This window comes from Aquincola tertiaricarbonis (assembly GCF_023573145.1).
In the GTDB taxonomy this organism is placed as follows: Bacteria; Pseudomonadota; Gammaproteobacteria; order Burkholderiales; family Burkholderiaceae_C; genus Aquincola; species Aquincola tertiaricarbonis_B.
Genome location: NZ_CP097636.1, coordinates 2,098,835 through 2,122,254, shown reverse-complemented (window position 1 = coordinate 2,122,254; position 23,420 = coordinate 2,098,835). Strand labels below are relative to the sequence as shown.

Genomic DNA, 23,420 nt, shown 5'->3' with positions numbered 1-23,420 from the left:
CAGCTTTCTTGGCGAAGATCGCCCCGGCATTTTCACTAGAACGCTTCCGTCTGGAGACACCATGCGTCGCGACACCTTCCTGAAATCCCTGGCGGCCCTGGCCGCTTCCGGCGCCTTGCCGATGTCGGCCTGGGCTGCGTCCAACCTGAAGATGATGATCCCGGCCAACCCGGGCGGCGGCTGGGACACCACCGGCCGTGCGCTGGGCAAGGCCCTGATCGACTCCGGCGCCGCGGCCACCGTGAGCTACGAGAACAAGGGCGGCGCGGCCGGCACCATCGGCCTGGCCCAGTTCGTCAACAGCACCAAGGGCGACGGCAACTCGCTGATGGTGATGGGCGCGGTGATGCTGGGCGGCATCATCACTGGCAAGCCGCCGGTGCAGCTGTCGCAGGCCACGCCGATCGCGCGCCTGTCCAGCGAATACAACGTGTTCGTGCTGCCGGCCAACTCGCCCTTCAAGACCATGGAAGACGTGGTCGCGCAGCTGAAGAAGGACCCCGGCAGCGTGAAGTGGGGCGGCGGTTCGCGTGGCTCCACCGAGCACATCGCCGCCGCGATGCTGGCGCGCGACGTGGGCGTGGACCCGGCCAAGATCAACTACGTGGCCTTCCGGGGGGGTGGTGAGGCCACCGCCGCCATCCTGGGGGGCAATGTGTCGGTGGGCGGCAGCGGCCTGAGCGAGTTCGCCGAGTACATCAAGGCCGGCAAGATGCGCGCCGTGGCCGTCACCTCGGAAAAGCGCCTGCCCGGCCAGGACATCCCGACCATGAAGGAGATGGGCTACAACGTGGTGATCGGCAACTGGCGCGGCGTGTTCGGTGCCAACGGCATCACGCCCGAGCAGCGCAAGGTGCTGACCGACGCCATCGTCACCGCGACCAAGCACAAGTCCTGGGCCGAGGCGATCGAGCGCAACGGCTGGACGCCGGCCGTGCTCACCGGCCCGGCCTTCGACAAGTTCGTGGACGATGAATTCGCCTCGCTGCGGGCGATCATGGCCAAGTCCGGGATGATCTGACCGCCCCCATGCAGCGCTCCCAAACACTGGTGGCCGTCGGCACGCTGGCGGTCGCAGGACTGCTTGCGGCCGGTGCCCGCGACATCAGCTCCGAGGCCGGCTACGCCGGCATTGGCCCCAACTTCGTGCCCTGGGTGGTGGCCGCCGCGCTGGCCGTCTGCGGCCTGTGGTTGCTGTGGGAGGCGCTGACCGGCGGCTTCCGCAACATGGAAGACGACGGCCCCGCGCCGGAGGTGGAAGGCGACGGCAAGCCGTGCTGGATCGGCTTTGCCGCGGTGTCGGCCGGCATCCTGCTCAATGCCGCGCTGATCACCACGCTGGGCTTCATCCTCAGCTGCGCGCTGTGCTTCGTGCTGGCCACCCGCGGTTACCGCGCCTCGCAGGGTCACCCCGACCTGCGGCCGGCCACGCTGGTGCGTGACCTGCTGGTGGGCCTCGTCATCGCGGCCCCGGTGTATTGGCTGTTCACCAAGCTGCTGGCCATCAACCTTCCCGGCCTCACGGCCTCCGGCTGGATCTGAACGGCACCCCATGGACGTCTGGAATCAACTGCTTCAGGGGTTTGCCACCGCGGGCACCCCGATCAACCTGCTGTGGGCGCTGCTGGGTTGCACCATCGGCACCGCCATCGGCGTGCTGCCGGGCATCGGCCCGGCCACCGCGGTGGCCATGCTGCTGCCCATCACGCTGCAGGTCGAGCCCACCGGCTCGATGATCTTCTTCGCCGGCATCTACTACGGTGCGATGTACGGCGGCTCCACCACCTCCATCCTGCTCAACACCCCGGGCGAGGCGGCCTCCATGGTCACCGCGATGGAGGGCAACAAGATGGCCAAGAACGGCCGCGCGGGCGCTGCGCTGGCCACGGCGGCCATCGGCTCTTTCGTGGCCGGCACCATCGCCACCGTGGTGGTCACCATCGCGGCGCCGGTGGTGGCCAAGTATGCGGTGCTGCTGGGCCCGCCCGAGTACTTCATGCTGATGGTGCTGGCCTTTGCCACCGTCACCTCGGTGCTGGGCAAGAGCACGCTGCGTGGCTTCACCTCGCTGTTCATCGGCCTGGCGCTGGGCCTGATCGGCATCGACCAGATCACCGGCCAGGCGCGCTACACGCTGGGCGTGCCCGAGCTGATGGACGGCATGGAGGTGGTGCTGATCGCTGTGGGCCTGTTCGCGGTGGCCGAGGCGCTGCACGTGGTGCTGTTCGAAGGCCGCGTGGTGGAGACGCAGAACAAGCTGACCAAGGTGCACATGACCAAGCTGGAATGGAAGCGCTCCATCCCGGCCTGGCTGCGGGCGACCTTCATCGGCATTCCGTTCGGCACCATCCCGGCGGGCGGCAGCGAGATCCCGACCTTCCTCAGCTACGCGACCGAGAAGAAGTTCTCCAAGCACAAGGAAGAGTTCGGCACCACCGGCGCCATCGAAGGCGTGGCCGGCCCCGAGGCGGCCAACAACGCGGCCATCACGGCCACGCTGATTCCGCTGCTGACGCTGGGCATTCCCACCTCCAACACCGCGGCCATCCTGCTGGGTGCGTTCCAGAACTACGGCATCCAGCCCGGGCCGCAGCTGCTGGACACCAATGCCACGCTGGTATGGGCGCTGATCGCCTCGCTGTACATCGGCAACGTGATGCTGCTGGTGCTCAACCTGCCGATGGTGGGGCTGTGGGTCAAGCTGCTGAAGGTGCCCAAGGCGCAGCTGTATGCCGGCATCCTGATCTTCGCGACCGTGGGCGTGTACGGCATGCGGCAGTCGGCCTTCGACCTGTTCCTGCTGTATGGCGTGGGCCTGCTGGGCCTGGTGCTGCGGCGCTTCGACTTCCCGGCGGCGCCGGTGGTCATCGGCATGATCCTGGGCCCGCTGGCCGAGGCGCAGCTGCGCAATGCGCTGTCCATCGGCGAAGGCAAGTGGAGCATCCTGTGGGAGCGGCCGATGTCGGCCACGCTGCTGGCCTGCATCGTCGCGGTGCTGGTGCTGCCGCGGCTGGTGAAGATGATCCGGCGCTGACGCGCCAGGCGCATGGCTAAAAAGGGCCGCCTCTTGCAGGCGGCCTTTTTCATTTCATCGTCAGTCTGCTGCGCCCATGGCAAGGGCCCGCTCACGCTGGGCGTTGAGTTCGGCCGCCGGCTTGCCACGCACGTCCCAGCCCTGCAGATGGCGCTCGGCCAGGGCGGCCAGTGCGCTGATCCATTGCGGCTGGTCGTTCAGGCAGGGGATGTAGTGGAAGGCCTGGCCACCGGCATGCAGGAAGGCTTCGCGCGCTTCCTGGTTGATTTCTTCCAGCGTCTCCAGGCAGTCGGAGGTGAAACCGGGGCACATCACGTCCACGCGCTTGAGGCCCTGCTGGGCCAGCGCGATCAGCGTCGGCTCGGTGTACGGCTCCAGCCACTTGGCCTTGCCGAAGCGGCTCTGGAAGGTGACCTGCAGCTCGTCGGGGCGCAGGCCCAGTGCCTCGCGCAACAGGCGCGCGGTGACGTGGCACTCACAGTGGTACGGGTCGCCCAGGTGCAGCGTGCGCTCAGGCACGCCATGGAAGCTGAGCACCAGCTTCTCGCCCCGGCCCTGCGTGGCCCAGTGGTCGGTCACGCGGCGGGCGAGCGCGCCGATGTAGCCGGGATCGTCGTGGTAGTGGTTGACGAAGCGCAGCTCCGGCTGGCGGCGCTGCCGTGCCAGCCACTCGTTGATCTTGTCGTTGGCGGTGGCGGTGGTGGAGCCGGCGTACTGCGGGTACAGCGGCAGCACCAGGATGCGGGTGGCGCCCTGGGCCTTCAGCTCGTCCAGCACCGACGGAATGGACGGGTTGCCGTAGCGCATCGCGTAGCGCACCAGCACGGCCGGCTCGGGCTGGCCCAGGCGCTCGCCCAGGTGGCCTTGCAGCAGCGTGGTCTGGCGCCGGGTCCACACCGCCAGCGGTGAGCCTTCGGGCGTCCAGATGCTGGCGTACTTGGCGGCCGACTTGGCCGGCCGCACCCGCAGGATGACGCCGTGCAGGATGGGCAGCCAGGCCGCACGCGGGATCTCGACCACGCGGGGGTCGCCGAGGAACTCGGCCAGGTAGGTGCGCAGCGCGGGCGCGGTGGGCGCGTCGGGCGTGCCCAGGTTGACGAGCAGGACCGCGGTGCGCTGCGGAGTGCCGTGGCGCCAGGCGGTGTCGGTTCGGGTCGTCATGCGGTGGAAGTCGTCAGGGGAGGTTGGCCGCCAGCCGGCCAAGGTCGGCGAGGATACGGGACAAGTCCAGCGGCTTCGGCCAGTAGCCGGCAAAGCCCGCAGCCTGGGCACGGGCCAGGTCCTCGGGCGCGGCATCGGCCGAGCACATGTAGGCCGGGGTGTCGGCATGCGCCGGCATGGCGCGCAGGCGGGCCAGCACCTCGTAGCCGCTGCAATCGGGCAGGTGGGCATCGAGCACGAAGACGTCGGGCTGCAGCCGGGGCAGCATCTCGAACAGTTCTTCGCCGCAGTCGGCCACGTGGGTCTCGATGTCGGGCCGCGAGCGCAGGGCTTCGGTGAACAGCAGCGCATTGACGCGGTTGTCCTCCAGGTACAGCACCTGCAGCCGGCGGGTGGGGGGCGGGGCTGCGGGTGTCGGTTCTGGGGCCGTCACCGGGGCGGAGAGGTCGGCATCGGCCGTGGCTGAGGCTGAGGCGATAGCGGTAGCGGGCAGCGCGTCGGCGGCAGGCGCCGAGGCAGCCTCGGCCGGGGCCGCCGGCAGGCTCACCCGCACCGAGGTGCCCACGCCGGGCTGGCTGCTCAGGTTCACCTGGCCGCCCATGTCGCCCACCAGCCGCCTGGCGATCAGCAGGCCGAGGCCGCTGCCCTCGATGTTGGCTTCGCGGCCCAGGCGCTCGAAGGGCTGGAACAGCCGTGCCAGCTGGTCCTCCGTCATGCCGGAGCCGGTGTCGCGCACGGTGATGTGCACCGGGCCGTCCGCGTCGGCCTCGATCTCCCACACCACACGGCCGGCGGGCCGGTTGTACTTGATGGCGTTGGAGCCCAGGTTCAGCAGCACCTGGCGCAGCCGCTGCTCGTCGGCCACCAGCCGCGGGCCCGGGCCGTGGCCGGGCGGGGTGGCCGGCAGCACCTGGCTCACGCCGCGCGCCTGGGCCAGCGGCCGCAGCATGGTGGCGCAGGCGGCGACCAGCGGCACCGGATCGATCACCCGCGGCTGCAGGTTGAGGCCGCCTTCTTCCACCTGCTGCAGGTCCAGCACGTCGTTGATCAGCGTCAGCAGGTGCTGGCTGGCCTGCAGCACATGGTCCACGTAGTCCAGCCGCACGCCGCCCTGCAGCCGCAGCAGCTGGGCGAAGCCGATCACCGCATTGAGCGGCGTGCGCATCTCGTGGCTCATGCGCGAGAGGAACTCGCTCTTGCTGCGGCTGGCCAGCTCGGCGGCCTGCTTGTCACGCAGCGCGGCGTCGGCCGCGCGCTGGCGGGTGATGTCGGTCTGCGTGCCCACCATGCGGCGCACGCTGCCGTCGGGCCGCCGGGCCACGATGCGGCCGCGGTCGCGCACCCAGACGATGCGGCCATCGGTGTGGCGCATGCGGTAGTCCACCTCGTAGCCGGGCGCATCGCCGCGCTGGTAGGCCTCCAGCGCCCCTAGCGCGGCGGGCAGGTCGTCAGGGTGCACCCGGGCCGCCCAGTCGTCGCGGTGGCAGGGCTCGTCTTCCTGGCAGCCCAGCATCTGCTTCCAGGCGGCGGAGAAATAGGTGGTGTCGGTGTCGGCGTCCCAGTCCCACACGCCATGGCCGGCGGTCTCTAGCGCGAACTTCCAGCGCTCCTCATTCAGCCGCAGCTCGGCGGCCAGCGCGCGCAGGTCGGTCACGTCGCGGGCCATGTACAGCTGCTCACCGCCGGGCATGGGCGAGACGCGGGCCTCGAACCAATGCGTGCGACCGCGCAGCGGCAGCTCGTACTCCAGGCTTTGCGTGCGGCCGGTCGCACGCGCCTGCCGCAGCGCTTCGCCCAGCGACTGCGCCAGCGGCGCCGGCAGCACGTCGGCCAGGGTGCGTTCTTCCAGGCTGGACCACGGCAGCACCAGCGAAGGATGATCGGGCGTGCCGCAATGCTTGTAGCGGCCTTCGTCGGTGACGACGAACCACAGGTCGGGCACGGCCGCCAGCACCGCGCGCAGCCGCGCATCGGAGGTGCGGGCGCGGCCCTGCTCCTCGGCCAGAGCATCGGCGCGGCGGTGGCGCTCGGTGATGTCCATCGACAGGTGCACCACCGTGCCGTCAGGCAGCTTGCGGTCGTTGAGCACCACCCAGCCGCCGCGCCATTGCGTTTCCTGCGGGCGCGGCACGGCCGCGGGCAGCGACAGCCGCCAGGCGACGAAGGCTTCTTCGCGGCCGATGGCCTGCTGGTAGTGGCCGTTCGCGGCCAGGTGCCGCACCGCGGTGGGCCAGTGGTCGCAGCCCTTGGGCAGCAGCGCGCCGATCTGGCGGTGCCAGCGTTGGTTGGCCAGCAGGATGCGGCCATCGGGCCCGCTGATCATCACGCTGCCGGCCAGGCCGTCCAGCGTCTGCGTCAGCAGTTCATGGGCACGCCGCAGCACGTCGTCGGCGGGGGCGGGCGGTGTGGCGGCCGGCAGCAGGGCCTGGGCCGCCAGCCGGCTCTCGATCAGGCCACCGCAGGCGATGGCCAGGTCGTGCAGGCCCTGCAGCACCGCATCGGGCACCGCCAGCGTGTGCGGGCCCATCACGCACAAGGTGCCCACGGCATGGCCGTGCACCCGCACCGGCACGCCGGCATACACCGCCACGCCCAGGGCCCGGGCCGCAGGCCGCGCGGGCCCGTCGGCGGGCAGGGCGGTTTCCAGCGCGTACAGCACCTGCGCATGGCCGTGCCGGCGCACCTGTTCGCACAGCGGGTGCAGGTGGGTGGCCTCGCTGCGCATCAGCCCCACCGCCGCCTTGGTGAAGCTGCGCTGGCGCGTGAACAGCGTCAGCGCGGCGATCGGGCCGGCGGCGGTGCGGGCGGCCTGGCGCACCAGGGCATCGAAGGCGGCGTCGGGGCTGGCGTCCAGCCTTTCCAGGCCGTCGGCCAGGGCAGGGGGCGACCAGCCTTCAGCGGCCGCGGAGGCGGGGAAGGGCAGGCTCATACAACGAGCCGCTTCACGGCGGCGTGGGGTCGTCCAGGCCGCCGGCCTGTGTGTCGCCGAAGCGCAGCACCTCGAAGCGCACGATGGGCGACGTGCTTTCCAGCGGGCTGCCGCCCAGGCCGATGCCGCCGCGGCCGTACAGCGTGCAGCTGCTGCGGCGCAGGCCCAGGATGCTGGTGTCGTCGCCGAAGCGCACGTAGGTGCCGTTGTAGCTGAGGTCGGTGAGCTGGATGGCGCCGCCATGCCACTGGATGCGTGCATGCGAGCGCGAGACCCGCGAGTCGTCCACGCAGAAGCTGGCCTGCGGGCTGCGGCCCAGAATCACCGGCGTCTGGTCGGCGATGTAGACGCGCTCCACATCGCCCCACACCAGGCGGATGGCATCGGGCTCGGCCAGCGGTGAGACGGGGTCGAACTGCGTGGTGGCGTCCATGTCGGCGCGGCTGTCGCCCAGCAGGTGCACCAGCACCGGATCGGCCCGGCCACGCAGGTGCATCCAGTCGAGGCTGCGGAAGCGCTGCTGCTGTTGCTGCGCGGGCAGGCCGCGCAGCACCGCGTCGGTGATCAGCGTCTCGTTGTCGCCGGCATGGTCGATCAGCCGGGCCGCCACGTTGACGGCGTCGCCGAAGCAGTCGCCGCCCATCTCCACCACCTCGCCGCGGGCCAGCGCCACCTGGATGCGCAGCGAGCGCAGCCCGGGGGAGGCACCGTGCGCACGGCCGCGCGACAGCAGCTGGTCCAGCGCATCGTGCATGCGGGCGGCGGCCTCCACGCCGTCCACCGACGAATCGAACACCGCCATCAGGCCGTCGCCCAGGGTCTTGACCACCTGGCCGCCGCAATCGGTGACGGCGCGCACCAGCAGCGTGACGGTGTGGGTGACCACCGAGCTGGCCTCGGCATTGCCGAGTTGCTCGTACAGCGCCGTGCTGCCGCGCAGGTCGGCAAACAGGACGGTGCGTTCGGCAATCACGGTCATGCGGCGCTAACGAGAAATGAGGAATGGCCAGGCCGGCTGAGTTTACCGGCCGAAACACCCACGAAAAAAAAGCCCGGCATGGCCGGGCTTGCTTCACGATCCTGCTGTTGTTTACAGGTTGTCGAGGTAGGTGCGCAGCTTGTCGCTGCGGCTGGGGTGCTTGAGCTTGCGGATGGCCTTGGCCTCGATCTGGCGGATGCGCTCACGCGTTACGTCGAACTGCTTGCCCACTTCTTCCAGCGTGTGGTCGGTGCTCATCTCGATGCCGAAGCGCATGCGCAGCACCTTGGCCTCGCGCGGGGTCAGGCTGTCGAGGATGTCCTTGACCACGTCGCGCAGGCCCGCCTGCATGGCAGCGTCCACCGGGGCCACGTTGTTGGTGTCCTCGATGAAGTCGCCCAGGTGGCTGTCGTCGTCGTCGCCGATCGGCGTTTCCATGGAGATCGGCTCCTTGGCGATCTTCATGATCTTGCGGATCTTGTCCTCGGGGATCTCCATCTTCTCGGCCAGCGTCGGGGCATCGGGCTCGAAGCCGAATTCCTGCAGGTGCTGGCGCGAGATGCGGTTCATCTTGTTGATCGTCTCGATCATGTGCACCGGGATGCGGATGGTGCGCGCCTGGTCGGCGATCGAGCGGGTGATGGCCTGACGGATCCACCACGTGGCGTAGGTCGAGAACTTGTAGCCGCGGCGGTATTCGAACTTGTCCACCGCCTTCATCAGGCCGATGTTGCCTTCCTGGATCAGGTCCAGGAACTGCAGGCCGCGGTTGGTGTACTTCTTGGCGATGGAGATGACCAGGCGCAGGTTGGCCTCGATCATTTCCTTCTTGGCGTCGCGGCTGGCCTTCTCGCCCTGGTTCATCCGCTTGTTGATGAGCTTCAGGTCGTCCAGCGGCACCACGGCCTTCGACTGGATGTCGATCAGCTTTTGCTGCAGCTCCTGGATGGCGGGCAGGTTGCGGCCCATCACCGCGCTGTAGGGCTTGGCGGCGGCCACTTCCTTCTCGGCCCACTGCAGGTTCAGCGCATTGGGCGGGAAGGTCTTGATGAAGTGGTCCTGCGGCATGCCGCACTTGTCGACCACGATCTTGCGCAGCTCGCGCTCGTAGCGGCGCACGTCGTCCACCTGCTGGCGCAGGATGTCGCACAGGCGCTCGATCGTCTTGACGGTGAAGCGGATGCCGATGATCTCGCCGCTGACGGCCATCTGCGCCTTGTTGTAGGCGCTGGACTTGTAGCCTTCCTTCTCGAAGGCCTTGCGCATGCGGTCGAAGTGCTCGGACAGCGCGTCGAACTTCACCAGCGCGGCGGCCTTCAGCTCTTCGAGCTTCTTGGTCAGCGCCTTGCTGCCGCCCTGGCCGTCGTCGTCGTCTTCCTCTTCGTCGAATTCGTCGAAGTCTTCTTCGGCCACGTAGTCGTCGGCCTCGTCCTCGGCGACGAAGCCGTCCACCGCCTCGGAGATCTGCATCTCGCCGGCGCGGATCTTCTCGGCCATCGCCAGGATCTCGGCGATGGTGGTGGGCGAGGCGCTGATGGCCAGCATCATGGCCTGCAGGCCGCCTTCGATGCGCTTGGCGATCTCGATCTCGCCCTCACGCGTCAGCAGCTCGACCGTGCCCATTTCGCGCATGTACATGCGCACCGGGTCGGTGGTGCGGCCGAATTCGGAATCGACCGTCGACAGCGCGGCTTCGGCGGCTTCTTCGGCTTCTTCTTCGGTGGCGGTGGTGGTGGAGCCGCCGGCGATCAGCAGCGTGGCCGCGTCGGGCGCCTGCTCGTAGACCGCGATGCCCATGTCATTGAGCATCGAGACGATGGCCTCGAGGATTTCGTTGTCGACCAGCTTTTCGGGCAGGTGGTCGTTGATTTCCTGGTGTGTCAGGAAACCCCGCGTCTTGCCCATCTTGATGAGGGTCTTGAGCTCCTGGCGGCGCTTGGCGACTTCCTCTTCGGTCAGGGCGGTTTCGTCGAGGCCGAACTCACGCATCAGCGCGCGCTCCTTGGCGCGCGACACCTTCATGCGCAGCGGCTTGGCCTTGGCGGCGGGCTCGCCGTCGCTGGCCTCGACGGTGTCGACCACCTCGGCTTCGGCTTCCGGTTCGCCTTCCAGCTCGGATTCGATGTCCGACAGGTCGGCGTCGAGCGCGCCCTTGTCCTCGTCACCCTTCTTGCGGCCGGCGGCTTTGCCCTTGGCGGCAACGGGCTTCTTCTTGTCTTCGGCCTTGGCCTTGGCAGGGGCGGCAGCGGTTTTCTTGGCGGTCATGCGGAAATCCTCGAAAGGTGAAGGCTTCTCAGGCGCAGTCGTGAGGCAAGGAGGCGGGTGGGGGCGATGGGCGCAGGCGGGTCAGTGGTGGCCCGCACGCATCCGGCTCGGCAGGCGGTGCAAAAGACGACACCCGGGCGTGGCGCAAGGCCACCGCTGTGTGGGTTGTCGGCTCTTGGTGCACGGCTGTTGACCTGCAGATGCCCCTCGGCTGAAGCGGTGAGGGCGGGGCTCACCGCGGCACTCTCACGCTTGCCGCTGGAAGGAACCGCGGATTATACCCATGAAACCGGGTTACAGCACCTCACGGCGCGTTCGACGCCGCCGCTTCGGCCCTGCGCTGACGCAGCCGCTGGCAGTGCTCGGCCAGCCGGCGATAGGTCTCACGTGCGGCCGGATCGCCGGCCATCAAGGGCGCCAGCGCCTCCATCTGCGCCTGCGCCTGGCTCAGCAGGCACTGGTCCAGCGCGGCGCGCAGCTGCGCGAATTCGGCCTCGTCGTCGGCCGGGTCGGGTGACACGATGCGGCTGACCGCTTCGGCCAGCGTGGCTTCGTCGGCCAGCGCCACGCGCAGCACCGCCCAGGGGCGGGCGCCGTGGTCGTGCAGGTCGCGCTCCAGCCAGCGCAGCAGTTCGCCGTGGGCGCCATCGAAGCCGTGCAGCAGGTCGAGGTCGTCGGGCGCCAGCTGGTCCCACCACTCGGCGTGGGTGAGCAGCATGTGCACGATGCGGTCCTCGGGCCGGCGCGGCGGGCGCCGGGGCGTCATCGGCGGCATGGGCGCCTGGCCGCGCCAGTCGCCGCGGCCCCCGTTCTTGCCGGCGTACTTGCCCTGGAAACGACCACCGCCTGCGCCGCGCTGGCGCCAGTCGCCGCCCTGCTTGTAGCCCTGGCCGCCGCCTGAAGCGGCGCCGTAGGCACTGTACCCGGCCGGCGCCTCGGGCGCGCCGCCGGCGCCGTAGCCGCCCAGCGCCGCATGGGCCGCGGCTTCGCCGCCGTCGTCCTCGTACACGTCGTGCCGTGGCTCGTGCCGGGCGCCGCGGCCGCCGCTGCCTTGCGGTGCCTGCGCCCACTGGGCGGCCAGCTCCGCATCGGGCAGGCCGGCCTGGCGGGCGATCTCGGCCAGCATCTGCCGCGTCAAGGCGCCGCCGGCCGGCAGCGCGGCCCACAGCGGGCGGGCCTGTGCCAGGAAGCGCGCGCGGCCTTCGGGCGTAGTCAGGTCGCAGCCTTCGGCGGCCACGTCCATCATCTGGCGCGACAGCGGCACCGCCTCGGTCACGCAGCGCTCGAAGGCCTCGGCGCCGTGTTCACGCACGTACGAATCGGGGTCGTGCTCGGGCGGCAGGAACAGAAAGCGGATGCTGCGCGTGTCGGTGGCAAAGGGCAGGGCGGCTTCCATCGCGCGGCCGGCGGCGCGGCGGCCGGCGGCGTCGCCGTCGAAGCTGAACACCACCGATTCGGTGAAGCGGAACAGCTTGCGCACATGCTCTTCGCCGCAGGCCGTGCCCAGCGTGGCCACGGCGTTCTCGAAGCCCAGCTGCGCCAGCGCCACCACGTCCATGTAGCCCTCGACCACCAGCGCATAGCCGCGGCCGCGCATCGCGGCGCGGGCCTCGAACAGGCCGTACAGCTCGCGGCCCTTGACGAACACCGGCGTCTCGGGCGAATTGAGGTACTTGGGCTCGCCACGGTCCAGCACCCGGCCGCCGAAGCCGATGACCTCGCCCTGCACCGAGCGGATCGGGAACATCACGCGGTCGCGGAAGCGGTCGTAGCGCTTCTCGTCGGCGCCGCCTTCGGCCTCGTGCAGGATGACCAGGCCCGATTCAGCCAGCAGCGGGTCGTCGTAGCGCGGGAACACGCTGGCCAGGTTGCGCCAGCCGTCGGGCGCATAGCCCAGGCCGAAGCGGGCGGCGATCTCGCCGGTCAGGCCGCGGCCCTTGAGGTAGTCGATGGCGCGCGGGCTGGCGCGCAGCTGCTTGCGGTAGTGGTCGGCGGCGCGGGCCAGCACGTCGGTCAGGCTGGCCTGCTGCTCTTTCTGGCGCGCGGCCTGGGCGCGCTCTTCGGGGTTGCGCTCGTCGTCGGGCACCTGCAGGCCCACCTGCTGGGCCAGGTCGGCCACCGCCTCGCGGAAGCTGGCGCCGGTGTGCTCGGTGAGAAAACGCACCGCGTCGCCCGAGGCGCCGCAGCCGAAGCAGTAATAGAACTGCTTGCTGGGGCTCACCGAGAAGCTGGGCGATTTTTCGCCATGGAAGGGGCACAGCCCCATCAGGTTGGCGCCGGTCTTCTTGAGCTGGACGTGCCGGCCGACGACGTCGACGATGTCGACGCGGGACAGCAGCTCCTGGATAAAACCGGCGGGAATCATCCCGGCAGTCTAGCGAGGCGGGCGCCGGCGGCCGGTGTTGCGGGCTTCACGCGGCCTGCGTCGGCGGCGTGCCTTCGGTGTCGGCGGCGGTCACGGTGAACAGGCCGCGGTAGTTCTTGACCCAGGCCAGCACCTCGGGCGCGCGCATCGGGCTGGCCACGCCGTGGCCCTGGCCGATGTCGCAGCCCATGTCGATCAGCAGCCGCGCCTGCGCGGGCAGTTCCACGCCCTCGGCCACCACGCTGCAGCCGAAGGTGCGGGCCAGGCCGATCACGCCTTCCACGATGGCCAGGTCCTGCCGGTCTTCCAGCATGTTGCGCACGAAGCTGCGGTCGATCTTCAGCACGTCCACCGGCAGCCGCTTCAGGTAGGTGAGGGTGGAGTAGCCGGTGCCGAAGTCGTCCAGCGAGAAGCGCACGCCCAGGCGGCGGCAGCGCTCCAGCAGGGCCGAGGTGTAGTCGATGTCGGCCAGCGCCGCGGTTTCCAGCACCTCCAGCTCCAGCCGCTCGCCCAGCGGGCGGGCGTGGCGGGCCAGCATCTCGGCCAGGCGCTGCGCGAAGTCGGCTTCCTGCAGGTGGCGGGCCGAGACGTTGACGCTGACCGACAAATCGAGCCCTTGTCGCTGCCAGCGGGCCAGCTGCTCCAGCGCCTGGCCCAGCACCCAGTCGCCCACGCGGGCCGACAGGCCGGTGTGTTCGATCAGCGGCAGGAACTGCGCCGGCGAGATGACGCCGTGCTCCGGGTGGTTCCAGCGCAGCAGCGCCTCCATGCCCAGCACGGTGCCGCGGCGCATGTCCACCTTGGGCTGGTAGTACAGCTCCAGCTCGTGGTTGTCCAAGGCTTCCTGCACGCGGCCGATGGCCATCACGCGTTCTTCGGTGCGGCGGCTGTGCTCGGGGTCGAAGAAGCTGTAGCCGTTGCGGCCCGACTGCTTGGCGCCGTACATCGCATGGTCGGCATGGCGCAGCAGGGTGTCGGCGTCGCTGCGGTCCAACGGGTACACGGTGGCGCCGACGCTGGCGGTCACCGTCACCGGCTCGGCCCCGGGCTGGATGGCGTAGGGCTGCGAGATGACGCGCAGCACCCGCTCCACCGCCAGCCGCGCTTCGTCCAGCGTGCCGGCGCGCAGCAGCAGCACGAATTCGTCGCCGCCCAGGCGGGCCGCGGCGTCGGACCAGGCGGCATTGCTGCGCAGCGCGCCGCGCAGGCGGTGCGCCAGCTCCACCAGCAGACGGTCGCCGGCGGCGTGGCCGTGGCGGTCGTTGACCGGCTTGAAGTGGTCCAGGTCGAGGTAGCACACCGCCAGCAGCGTGCCTTCACGGTCGGCCGCGGCCATGGCGTCGGCCAGCATCTGCGCCAGGCGGGCGCGGTTGGGCAGGCGGGTGAGTTCGTCGAACAGCGCCTGCCGCTCCAGCCGCTGGCGCTGCAGGTGCTGCTCGGTGATGTCGGAGATCACCAGCACGTGGTAGCGCGGCTGGCCGTCGGGGCCCAGCACCGCGGTGATGGTGACCTGCAGCGCACAGGGGTCGCCGTTGCGGCGGCGGTCCACCACCTCGCCGCGCCAGGTGCCGGTGGCGCGCAGGCTGGCCCACATGCCGCCGTGGCTGGCCACGCTGGCGGCGTCGCCGCTGGGGGTGCCGGCGCGGGCGGCGGCCAGCAGCGGGGGCACCGTGCCCAGCAGCTCGTGCCGCGACACGCCCATGATCTGCGAGTAGGTGGGGTTGACGTCCAGCACCCGCAAGTCGGCGTCGGTGATCAGCAGGCCTTCGTGCAGGTGCTGGAACAGCCGGGCCGACAGGCGCTGGCGCTCCTCGTTGGCGCGGCGCTCGCCGATGTCGGCGGCGGTGACGATCATGCGCGCCGGGGCGCCGCGGTCGTCGCGTTCGGCCACCAGCACCTGCACCTGGAACCAGTTCCAGCCGTTGGCGGTGCGCAGCCGCAGGTCGCGCCGGTGGCTGTCGCGGCCGGGCGGCTGCAGCGCCTGCAGGTCGGCGGCTTCACGCTCGCGGTCGTCGGGGTGCACCAGCGCCAGCCAGGCCTGCTGCGGCGGCAGGCCGGCACTGGCCGTGGCCGGCGCGCCCAGCAGGGCCTGCCAGCGTGGTGAGGTGTAGCTGCGGCCGGTGGTCAGGTCCCAGTCGGCCACGCCCACGTCGGCCGCGTCCAGCGCCAGCCGCCAGCGGTACTTGATGCGCCGCAGCTCGCCGCTGCCGGCATGTGCGATGAGCACCAGCAGGCCGCAGCAGCCCAGGTAGCCCCACAGCAGCAGCAGCGCATGGCCATGGTCGGCGCGTGCGCCGAACGGCCCGTGGCCCGGCGACAGCAGCAGCACCGCACACAGCGCCAGCGCGAACAGCGAGCCGGAGGCCCAGCGCAGCGAATTGCGCGCGGCCAGCCCGGCCAGCAGCACCGGTGGCACGAACACCAGCCAGGCCTGCGCCGCCGACACCGGCGCCGTGGCCTGCATGGCGGCCCAGCCGGCCGCCACCGTGCCCAGGGCCAGGCCCAGGTTGCCGCCGATGCCGTGGCTCCAGTGCGGGCGTGGCCCTGGCCGTGCCTGCATGGTGAGCCAGGGCAGGCTGCCCAGCAGGCCGCCCAGGGCGGCGCCCATGGTCGTGAGCAGCGCCACGGCAGAGGCAGACAGGCCGCCGGCCGGCGTGCCCCAGGCCAGCGCCAGCAGACCATGGCCGGCGCCTGTGACCGCCGCACCGCCCAGCACGGCGGCGGCCAGCAGCTGCGCATCACGCGCGCCGGGCAGCCGCGCCTGGAAGCGGCGCTGCTGCAGCCAGCTGGCGGCCAGCCAGGGTCCGACGGTTTCAGCCAGCGCCAGCAGCACCGAGGGGGCCAGTGCCTGCCCGGCCAGCAGGTGGCCGGCCAGCAGCCCCGGCGCGGCGGCCACGGCCTGGCCGCGCCCCCAGCGCAGCAGCGCGCCCAGCATGAAGCCGGCAGGCAGCCACACCAGCGCCGCGCTGTCGTCGATGCTGGCACCGCGCAGCCCCACGAAAGCCAGCACCGCGCAGCCGGCGGCCAGCAGCAGGCCCCGGCGCATCTGGCGCAGCTGAGCACGTGCAGCGTCGGCGCGGCTCAGCGGGCGGCCCGTGGCTGTCGGTGGGGTTGAAGGGGGTGGCGCAGCGCTGCTGGCGGGGCCGGCGGATGACGCAGCGAATGCGGCGGCCGGCGCCGCCGGGCGGTCAAGCTCGGGCGCGGCCGAATCGAACGCGGCGGTGGTGGCGGGAAGGGTGGGCGGCAGCGAAGACACGGAGCACTACACGGACGGCGCGTGCAAAAGACAGACACGCGGCGGTGCGCGCTACCGGCATGCTAGGCGGTGCAGCAAGGATCTTGCAACCTTGTGCGTGCCGCACTCGCTGAACCGTGGCCGGCAACGCACTGCCAGCCGCGGGCCACGGTGTTTTCAAGCGAGGATGAACGGGGACTGCAGGGCGCTCAGATGGCGAAATCGGACAGCTGCTTGCCGTCAGCCAGCGCGGCTTTCAGCCATTTGGGTTGCAGGCCGCGGCCGGACCAGGTTTCACCGGTTTCGCCGTTGCGGTATTTGGCAGCCACTTTGCGGGGGGTGCCACCTTCAGCGCTACGGGCGGGGGCCGCGCGTTGGGAAAGATCGGCCAGCGTCAGCCCGTGTTCGGACATGATGGCCTTGACTTTGGCAATGGCGTTTGCCCGCTCTTCGCGCTGTGTTTCAGCGATCTGCTTTTCGAGCGAAGCTTTCTGGGCGAGAAGTTCTTGCAGCGTAGCCAATCGGGGTCTCCTCAGACAAAACGGGCACGGCGCGAATATATCATCGCGCCGTGCCCGGGAGAAGGTGGTTACCTGAAAAAGCTTACTTGAAACCGACGCGGTCCAGCATTTGCTGTACCTTGGTCTGGTTCATGCCGACGGCGCCCACGTGGATGGTTTCGGACTTGAATGCGCCCAGCGATTCCAGCGCCGGGTTTGCCGGTTTGACGCTGGGTACGGCCGGCCATTCATTATTTCCGTTCGCGAAGTAGCTTTGCGCCGAGTCGCTGGACAGATACTCCAGGAACTTGACGGCGGCAGCCCGGTGCGGCGCGTATTTGGCAACGCCCGCGCCTGCGATGTTGACGTGGGTGCCCCAGGTTTGCTGGTTGGGGAACACCACGCCCACCTTTTCCACCACCGCGCGGTCATCGGGGTTGCTCGAGCGCATCATGCGCGCGAAGTAGTAGCTGTTGCTCACCGCGATGTCGCATTCACCGCTGGCTACGGCCTTGATCTGGTCGGTATCGCCGCCCTTGGGGTCGCGCGCCAGATTGTCCTTGACGCCCTTGAGCCAGGCTTCGGCCTTGTCGGTGCCCATGTGCTCGACGACCGAGCCGAACAGCGACAGGTTGTAGGGGTGCGAGCCCGAGCGGATGCACAGCTTGCCCTTGAATTTGGGATCGGCCAGCGACTCGTAGGTGGCGACGTCTTCCTTCTTGACCTTGATCTTGTTGTAGATGATGACGCGGGCGCGGGTGGACATGCCGAACCACTGCGCGCCCTGGCCGTCGTCCTTGCCGCGCAGGTTGGCGGGAATGCGGCTGTCCAGCACTTGGCTCTTGACCGGCTGGAAGAGGCCGTCCTGCTCGGCGCGCCACAGGCGGGCGGCGTCCACCAGCAGGATGACGTCGGCCGGGCTGCTGGCGCCTTCGCTCTTCAGGCGCGCCAGGATGCCGGCGTCGTCGCCGTCCACCCGGTTGATGCGGATGCCGGTTTCCTTGGTGAAGTTGCTGTAGAGCGCTTCGTCGGTCTGGTAGTGGCGCGCCGAATACAGGTTCAACACCTGTTCCTGGGCCTGCGCGGGCAGTTGCAGGGCCACCGCGGCGGTGGCCGCCAGGAACACTTTCGATAGGGACATGGGGCTCCTCAGCACGGACTGTCTAGGGGCGCCCAGTATAGGTCTTATCGAGAATGATTCGCGTTAATCAACCCTGCGCGCCGGGGGTTTGACCGGGCGTGGGCGGCACGTAGCCGGTGGGCTGCTCGGCGCCTTCACCGAAGAAGAAGCGCTCCATCTGCCGCGCGAGGTATTGGCGGGCACGGGCATCGGCCAGATTGAGGCGGTTTTCGTTGACCAGCATGGTCTGGTGCTTCTTCCAGGCCTCGAAGGCTTCCTTGCTGACGTTGTCGTAGATGCGCTTGCCCAGTTCACCGGGGTAGGGGGCGAACGACAAACCCTCGGCTTCCTTCTTGAGGTAGATGCATTGCACGGTGCGGGTCATGGGGTTCTCCTGCGAATGGTTACTGAAGTGGCTTGACCAGCACTTGCGAGCGCCGGTCCCAGTTGTATTTGCGCTTGCGCGCTTCGGGCAGCCAATCGGGGTCGACCGGCTGGAAACCGCGTTTGATGAACCAGTGCATGGTGCGTGTGGTGAGCACGAAAATGCTGTTCAGGCCCATCGCGCGGGCGCGCTGCTCGACCCGCTTGAGGATGCGCTCGCCATCGCCCTGGCTTTGCACCTGCGGGCTGATGGTGAGCGCGGCCATTTCGGCGGTGCCGGCCTCGGGATACGGATAGAGCGCGGCGCAACCGAAGATCACGCCATCGTGTTCGATGACGGTGTAGTTGGCGATATCGCGTTCGATGGAAGTGCGCTCACGGCGCACCAGGGTGCCGTCGCGTTCGAAGGGCTCGATCAGCTGCAGGATACCGCCGACGTCGTCGGCGGTGGCTTCGCGCAGGCTTTCGAGTTTTTCGTCGACCACCATGGTGCCGATGCCATCGTGGGTATAAACCTCCATCAGCAGGGCGCCGTCCTGGCTGTAGGGCAGGATGTGCGAGCGCTCCACGCCCTCGCGGCAGGCCTTGACGCAATGGCGCAGGTAAAAGCCGGGCTCGGTGGGTTTGGTGGCCGGCAAAACCGCCAGCAGTTTTTCGGCGTCGGCCAGCGCCAGTTCGGTATCGATGGCGCTTTCGGCGTCGTCCTGCTTTTCGCGGATGCCGGGCACCTCGGTCATGAAGATCAGCTTGTCGGCCTGCAGCGCGATGGCGGTGGAGGTGGCCACGTCTTCCATTGTCAGGTTGAAGGCCTCACCGGTGGGCGAGAAGCCGAATGGCGAGAGCAGCACCACCGCACCGCTGTCGATGGTGCGGCGGATGGTGATGGCGTCCACCTTGCGCACGATGCCGCTGTGGATGAAGTCGACGCCGTCGACGATGCCGACCGGCCGCGCCGTCAGGAAGTTGCCCGACACCACGCGCACCGTGGCATTGGCCATCGGCGTGTTGGGCAGCCCTTGGGAGAAGGCCGCCTCGATCTCGAAGCGCAGCTGGCCGGCGGCCTCCTGCGCGGCGTCCAGCGCCGGCGCGTCGGTGATGCGCAGGCCGTGGCTGAAGCGCTCAGGGTGGCCCTTGGCGCGCAGCTGTTCGCTCACCTGCGGCCTGAAGCCGTGCACCAGCACCAGCTTGATGCCCATGGCCTGCAGGATGGCCAGGTCCTGCACGAAGGCGCTGAGCTTGCCCGCGGCAATGCCTTCACCCGCCATGGCCACCACGAAGGTCTTGCCGCGGTAGGCATGGATGTAGGGCGCCACCGAGCGAAACCAGGGCACGAACGTATGGGGGAAGATGAGGTTCATCGATGTACGGCAGCAGGGGCCCGGGATTGTGCCGCAGGGCCCCGGGGCATCGGGCCTTGCGGACAAGGCCGCCGGCGCGGCTGGCGATAATCCGCGCCCCGTGAGTTCAGTCCCCACCCCTGCCGCCGGCGCCGCCGCGCTGGCCATCCACTTCCCCGAATCCCTGCCGGTCTCGGCCCGCCGCGAGGAAATCGCGCGCCTGATCGCCGAGCATCAGGTGGTCATCGTCTGCGGCGAAACCGGCTCGGGCAAGACCACGCAGTTGCCCAAGATCGTGCTGGAGCTGGGCCGCGGCAAGGTCAACGGCGGCAAGCTCGTCGGCCACACGCAGCCGCGGCGCATCGCCGCCAGCAGCGTGGCCAAGCGCATCGCCGAAGAGCTGAAGACGCCGCTGGGCGAGGTGGTGGGCTACAAGGTGCGCTTCCAGGACCGGCTGCAGCCCGGCGCCAGCGTCAAGCTGATGACCGACGGCATCCTGCTGGCCGAGACACAGACCGACCCGCTGCTGCGCGCCTACGACACGCTGATCATCGACGAGGCGCACGAGCGCAGCCTCAACATCGACTTCATGCTGGGACACCTGCGGCAGATCCTGCCGCGCCGGCCCGACCTGAAGATCATCGTCACCTCGGCCACCATCGATGCGGAGCGGTTTGCCAACCACTTTGCGGGCCGCAGCGGCCCCGCCCCAGTCATCATGGTTTCGGGCCGCTTGTTCCCGGTGGAGCAGCGCTGGCGGCCGTTCGAGGAAAGCCGCGAGTACGGCCTCAACGACGCCATCGTCGATGCGGTCGATGAGCTGTGGTCGGGCCGCATCGGCGGCGACATCCTCGTCTTCCTGCCCGGCGAGCGCGAGATCCGCGAGGCCGCCGACCACCTGCGCAAGCACCTGGCCCACCAGCCGGCGCACCGGCATGCCGACATCCTGTCGCTGTTCGCGCGCCTGTCGCAGCAGGAGCAGGACCGGGTGTTCTCCACCGGCGGCGCGCCGCGCATCGTGCTGGCCACCAACGTGGCCGAAACCTCGCTGACGGTGCCGGGCATCCGCTTCGTCATCGACGCCGGCCTGGCCCGCGTCAAGCGCTACAGCTACCGCAACAAGGTCGAGCAGCTGCAGATCGAGCCGGTGAGCCAGGCCGCCGCCAACCAACGCGCGGGCCGCTGCGGCCGCGTGGCCGATGGCGTGTGCATCCGCCTCTACGACGAGGCCGATTTCAACGCCCGCCCGCGTTTCACCGACCCCGAGATCCTGCGTTCGTCGCTGGCCGGGGTGATCCTGCGCATGAAGTCGCTGAAGCTGGGCGACGTGGAGGACTTTCCGTTCCTGGAAGCGCCGCCCCGCAAGGCGATTGCCGATGGCTATGCCTTGCTGGGTGAGCTGGGCGCGGTGGACGACAACAACGCGCTCACGCCCATCGGCCAGGAGCTGTCGCGCCTGCCGCTGGACCCGCGCGTGGGCCGCATGATCCTGGAGGCGCGCGAGCGCCAGTCGCTGGCCGAGGTGCTGGTGATCGCCAGCGCGCTCAGCGGCCAGGACGTGCGCGACCGGCCGCTGGAAGCCGCCCAGGCGGCCGACGAGAAGCACAAGAAGTTCGACGACGAGAAGTCGGAGTTCATGGGCTACCTCAAGCTGTGGAAGTGGATCGAAGAAGGCCGCGGCGTGCACGGCCACGCCGGCAGCGAGGCGCCGGTGGACACGCCCAAGCTCAGCAACCGCCAGCAGGAGCAGCGGCTGCGCGACAGCTTCGTGTCGCCGCGGCGGGTGCGCGAGTGGCGCGACATCCATTCGCAATTGCTCACCGTGGTGCGCGAGCACAACTGGCGCGTCAACACCCAGCCCGCCACCTATGAGCAGGTGCACATGGCCATGCTGGCCGGCCTGCTGGGCAACATCGGCCTCAAGAGCGAAGACGACGACTGGTACTTGGGTGCGCGCGGCATCAAGTTCTGGAAGCACCCTGGAGCCCACCTGAGCAAGAAGCCCGGCCGCTGGCTGGTGGCCGCCGAGCTGGTGGAGACCACGCGCCTCTTCGGCCGCGGCCTGGCGGCGATCGAGCCTGCCTGGATCGAGCGCATCGCCGGCCACCTGCTCAAGAAGCAGCTGCTGGAGCCGCACTGGGAGAAGAAGGCCGGCGAAGTGGTGGCGCTGGAGCGGGCCACGCTGTACGGCATCGTGGTCTACAACAACCGGCGCGTGAACTACGGCACGGTGGACCCGGCCGGCGCGCGCGAGATCTTCATCCGCGAAGGCCTGGTGCAGGACGAGTGGGAGACGCGGCTGCCCTTCCTGGCGCACAACCGCAAGCTCATCCGCCAGGTGGAAGAGCTGGAGCACAAGGCCCGCCGCCAGGACGTGCTGGTGGACGACGACCTGATCTTTGCGTTCTACGACCAGCAGCTGCCCGCCGACGTGCACAGCGGCCCGGCGCTGGAGCGCTGGTTCCGCCACGCCAGCAAGGCGCAGCCCGAGCTGCTGAAGCTGACGCGCGAGGAGCTGATGCGGCACGAGGCCGCCGGCATCACCACCGCGGCCTTTCCCAAGGTGGTGCGGCTGGGCGGCGTGGACTGCGCCGCCACCTACCTGCACGACCCCGGTGATGCCAAGGACGGCGTGACCGTGACCGTGCCCATTTATGCGCTCAACCAGGTGAGCGACGAGCGCTGCGAATGGTTGGTGCCCGGCATGCTGAAGGACAAGGTGCTGGCGCTGGTGAAAAGCCTGCACCAGCGCCCGCGCTCGCGCCTGGTGCCGCTGCCCGACTATGCGGCCGAGTTCGTCGAGACCACGCCCTTCGCCCAGGGCGGCCTGGTGGATGCGCTGCTGAAAGCGGTGCGCGACCGCACCCAGCTGGCGGTGCAGCGCAACGACTTCAAGCTGGAAACGCTGCCGCCCCACCTGTTCATGAACTTTCGCGTGGTGGACGAGCATGGCCGCCAGCTGGGCATGGGCCGCAACCTGGCCTCGCTGAAGGCGGAGCTGGGGGGTCAGGCCCGCTCCGCCTTCCAGGCGCTGGCGGGGCTGAAGCTGGCGGGCCAGGAAGCCGCTGCGCAAGTCGCGACTCAAGCCGGGCCGGGCGGCGGCGCGGCTGCGGGCCGTGGGCCGCAGCGCGTGCCCGGCCGTGGCGAGGCGCCCGCGCCAAGCGCCCGCGGCGGCCGTGACGGCGCCGCCCCTTCGGACGCCCGCGCTTCTGATTCGGCCAAGCCCGCCGCCACCTACACCAGCTGGACCTTCGGCGAGCTGCCCGAGCTGATGGAGATCCGCAAGGCCGGCCAGACGCTGGTGGGCTTTCCGGCGCTGATCGACAAGCGCAGCCATGTCGAGATCGAGGTGTTCGACGAGCCGGACGTGGCCGCCGCCAAGCACCGCGCCGGCCTGCGCCGGCTGGTGGCCCTGGCCATCAAGGAACCGCTGAAGTACCTGGAAAAGAACATCCCCGACCTGCGCCAGATGGCGGTGTGGTTCATGCCGCTGGGCACGCAGGAAGAGCTGCGCGACCAGATCATCGACGTGGCCCTTGACCGGGCTTTCCTGGCCGACCCGCTGCCCACCGATGCCCGCGCCTTCCAGGCCCGGGTGGACGAAGGCCGGGCGCGGTTGAACCTGATTGCGCAGGAAGTGGCGCGCATGGCGGGCACCGTACTGGCCGAGCATGCGGCCGCGCTGCGCAAGCTCAAGGACAGCCGGCCGCCCAAGGACGTGGCCGACGACATCACGGCGCAGCTGCAGCGCCTGGTGGGCAAGCGCTTTTTGCTGGACACGCCCTGGGCCGCGCTGGCGCACCTGCCGCGCTACCTGAAGGCGGTGGTGCTGCGGCTGGACAAGCTGCGCGCCGACCCCGCCCGCGATGCCCAGCGCCTGGCCGAGCTACGGCCGCTGGAGCAGCGCTACTTGCGCCGCGTGGCCGAACTCAAGGGCACCACCGATGCCCGCCTGGCCGAGTACCGCTGGCTGCTGGAAGAGCTGCGCGTGAGCCTGTTCGCGCAGGAGCTGCGCACGCCGCAGCCGGTGAGCGCCAAGCGCCTGGACAAGGCCTGGGCGCAGCTCAGCAGCTGAGTTTTCCCATTCGTTTTCTATTCAACAGCCATTCAT

Annotated in this window: 14 protein-coding genes; 4 read left to right on the top strand and 10 right to left on the bottom strand. The window is 69.7% G+C overall.

Annotated features, from left to right (window positions below; all coding sequences use genetic code 11):
- The first annotated feature begins 61 nt into the window (after positions 1-61).
- The 3 genes from MW290_RS24050 to MW290_RS24040 are packed head-to-tail and all read left to right on the top strand — an operon-like array spanning position 62 to position 3,034.
- A complete protein-coding gene (locus MW290_RS24050) occupies positions 62-1,021 on the top strand; it encodes a tripartite tricarboxylate transporter substrate binding protein (protein WP_250196876.1) in 960 nt (319 codons plus the stop codon).
- A gap of 8 nt (positions 1,022-1,029) precedes the next feature.
- Positions 1,030-1,542, top strand: coding sequence for a tripartite tricarboxylate transporter TctB family protein (locus tag MW290_RS24045; RefSeq protein ID WP_250196875.1), 513 nt, complete (start codon positions 1,030-1,032; stop codon positions 1,540-1,542).
- Positions 1,543-1,552: 10 nt separating this feature from the next.
- On the top strand, positions 1,553-3,034 hold the full coding sequence (locus MW290_RS24040; RefSeq protein ID WP_250196874.1) for a tripartite tricarboxylate transporter permease: 1,482 nt from the start codon (positions 1,553-1,555) through the stop codon (positions 3,032-3,034).
- A gap of 60 nt (positions 3,035-3,094) precedes the next feature.
- On the opposite strand, the gene hemH is transcribed toward MW290_RS24040, so the two are convergent.
- The 10 genes from hemH to argA form a co-directional block, all read right to left on the bottom strand.
- Positions 3,095-4,195, bottom strand: coding sequence for a ferrochelatase (gene hemH / locus MW290_RS24035; protein ID WP_250196873.1), 1,101 nt, complete (start codon positions 4,193-4,195; stop codon positions 3,095-3,097).
- 13 nt (positions 4,196-4,208) lie between these two features.
- The gene (locus tag MW290_RS24030) at positions 4,209-7,124 is read right to left on the bottom strand and encodes a hybrid sensor histidine kinase/response regulator (RefSeq protein WP_250196872.1); all 2,916 of its coding nucleotides are present in this window, start codon (positions 7,122-7,124) and stop codon (positions 4,209-4,211) included.
- A gap of 13 nt (positions 7,125-7,137) precedes the next feature.
- The gene (locus MW290_RS24025) at positions 7,138-8,103 is read right to left on the bottom strand and encodes an adenylate/guanylate cyclase domain-containing protein (protein WP_250196871.1); all 966 of its coding nucleotides are present in this window, start codon (positions 8,101-8,103) and stop codon (positions 7,138-7,140) included.
- A 111-nt stretch (positions 8,104-8,214) separates the two neighbouring features.
- On the bottom strand, positions 8,215-10,368 hold the full coding sequence (gene rpoD, locus MW290_RS24020) for an RNA polymerase sigma factor RpoD (RefSeq protein ID WP_250196870.1): 2,154 nt from the start codon (positions 10,366-10,368) through the stop codon (positions 8,215-8,217).
- A gap of 304 nt (positions 10,369-10,672) precedes the next feature.
- Positions 10,673-12,733, bottom strand: a complete 2,061-nt coding sequence (dnaG, locus tag MW290_RS24015; RefSeq protein WP_250196869.1) for a DNA primase — start codon at positions 12,731-12,733, stop codon at positions 10,673-10,675.
- A gap of 46 nt (positions 12,734-12,779) precedes the next feature.
- Positions 12,780-15,989, bottom strand: a complete 3,210-nt coding sequence (locus MW290_RS24010; protein ID WP_250196868.1) for a bifunctional diguanylate cyclase/phosphodiesterase — start codon at positions 15,987-15,989, stop codon at positions 12,780-12,782.
- Positions 15,990-16,177: 188 nt separating this feature from the next.
- On the bottom strand, positions 16,178-16,489 hold the full coding sequence (locus tag MW290_RS24005; protein WP_250196867.1) for an H-NS histone family protein: 312 nt from the start codon (positions 16,487-16,489) through the stop codon (positions 16,178-16,180).
- A gap of 82 nt (positions 16,490-16,571) precedes the next feature.
- Entirely contained in the window at positions 16,572-17,609 is a 1,038-nt protein-coding gene (locus tag MW290_RS24000; RefSeq protein WP_250196866.1) for a Fe(3+) ABC transporter substrate-binding protein, read from the bottom strand.
- A gap of 67 nt (positions 17,610-17,676) precedes the next feature.
- Positions 17,677-17,973, bottom strand: coding sequence for an oxidative damage protection protein (locus MW290_RS23995; protein WP_250196865.1), 297 nt, complete (start codon positions 17,971-17,973; stop codon positions 17,677-17,679).
- A 19-nt stretch (positions 17,974-17,992) separates the two neighbouring features.
- Positions 17,993-19,330 (bottom strand): amino-acid N-acetyltransferase, encoded by a 1,338-nt coding sequence (gene argA / locus MW290_RS23990; protein WP_250196864.1) that lies wholly within the window; start codon positions 19,328-19,330, stop codon positions 17,993-17,995.
- Here argA and hrpA point away from each other — a divergent pair.
- A complete protein-coding gene (gene hrpA, locus MW290_RS23985; RefSeq protein WP_375142849.1) occupies positions 19,320-23,384 on the top strand; it encodes an ATP-dependent RNA helicase HrpA in 4,065 nt (1,354 codons plus the stop codon). The two genes, argA and hrpA, sit on opposite strands and share 11 nt — an antisense overlap.
- Positions 23,385-23,420: the final 36 nt, after the last annotated feature.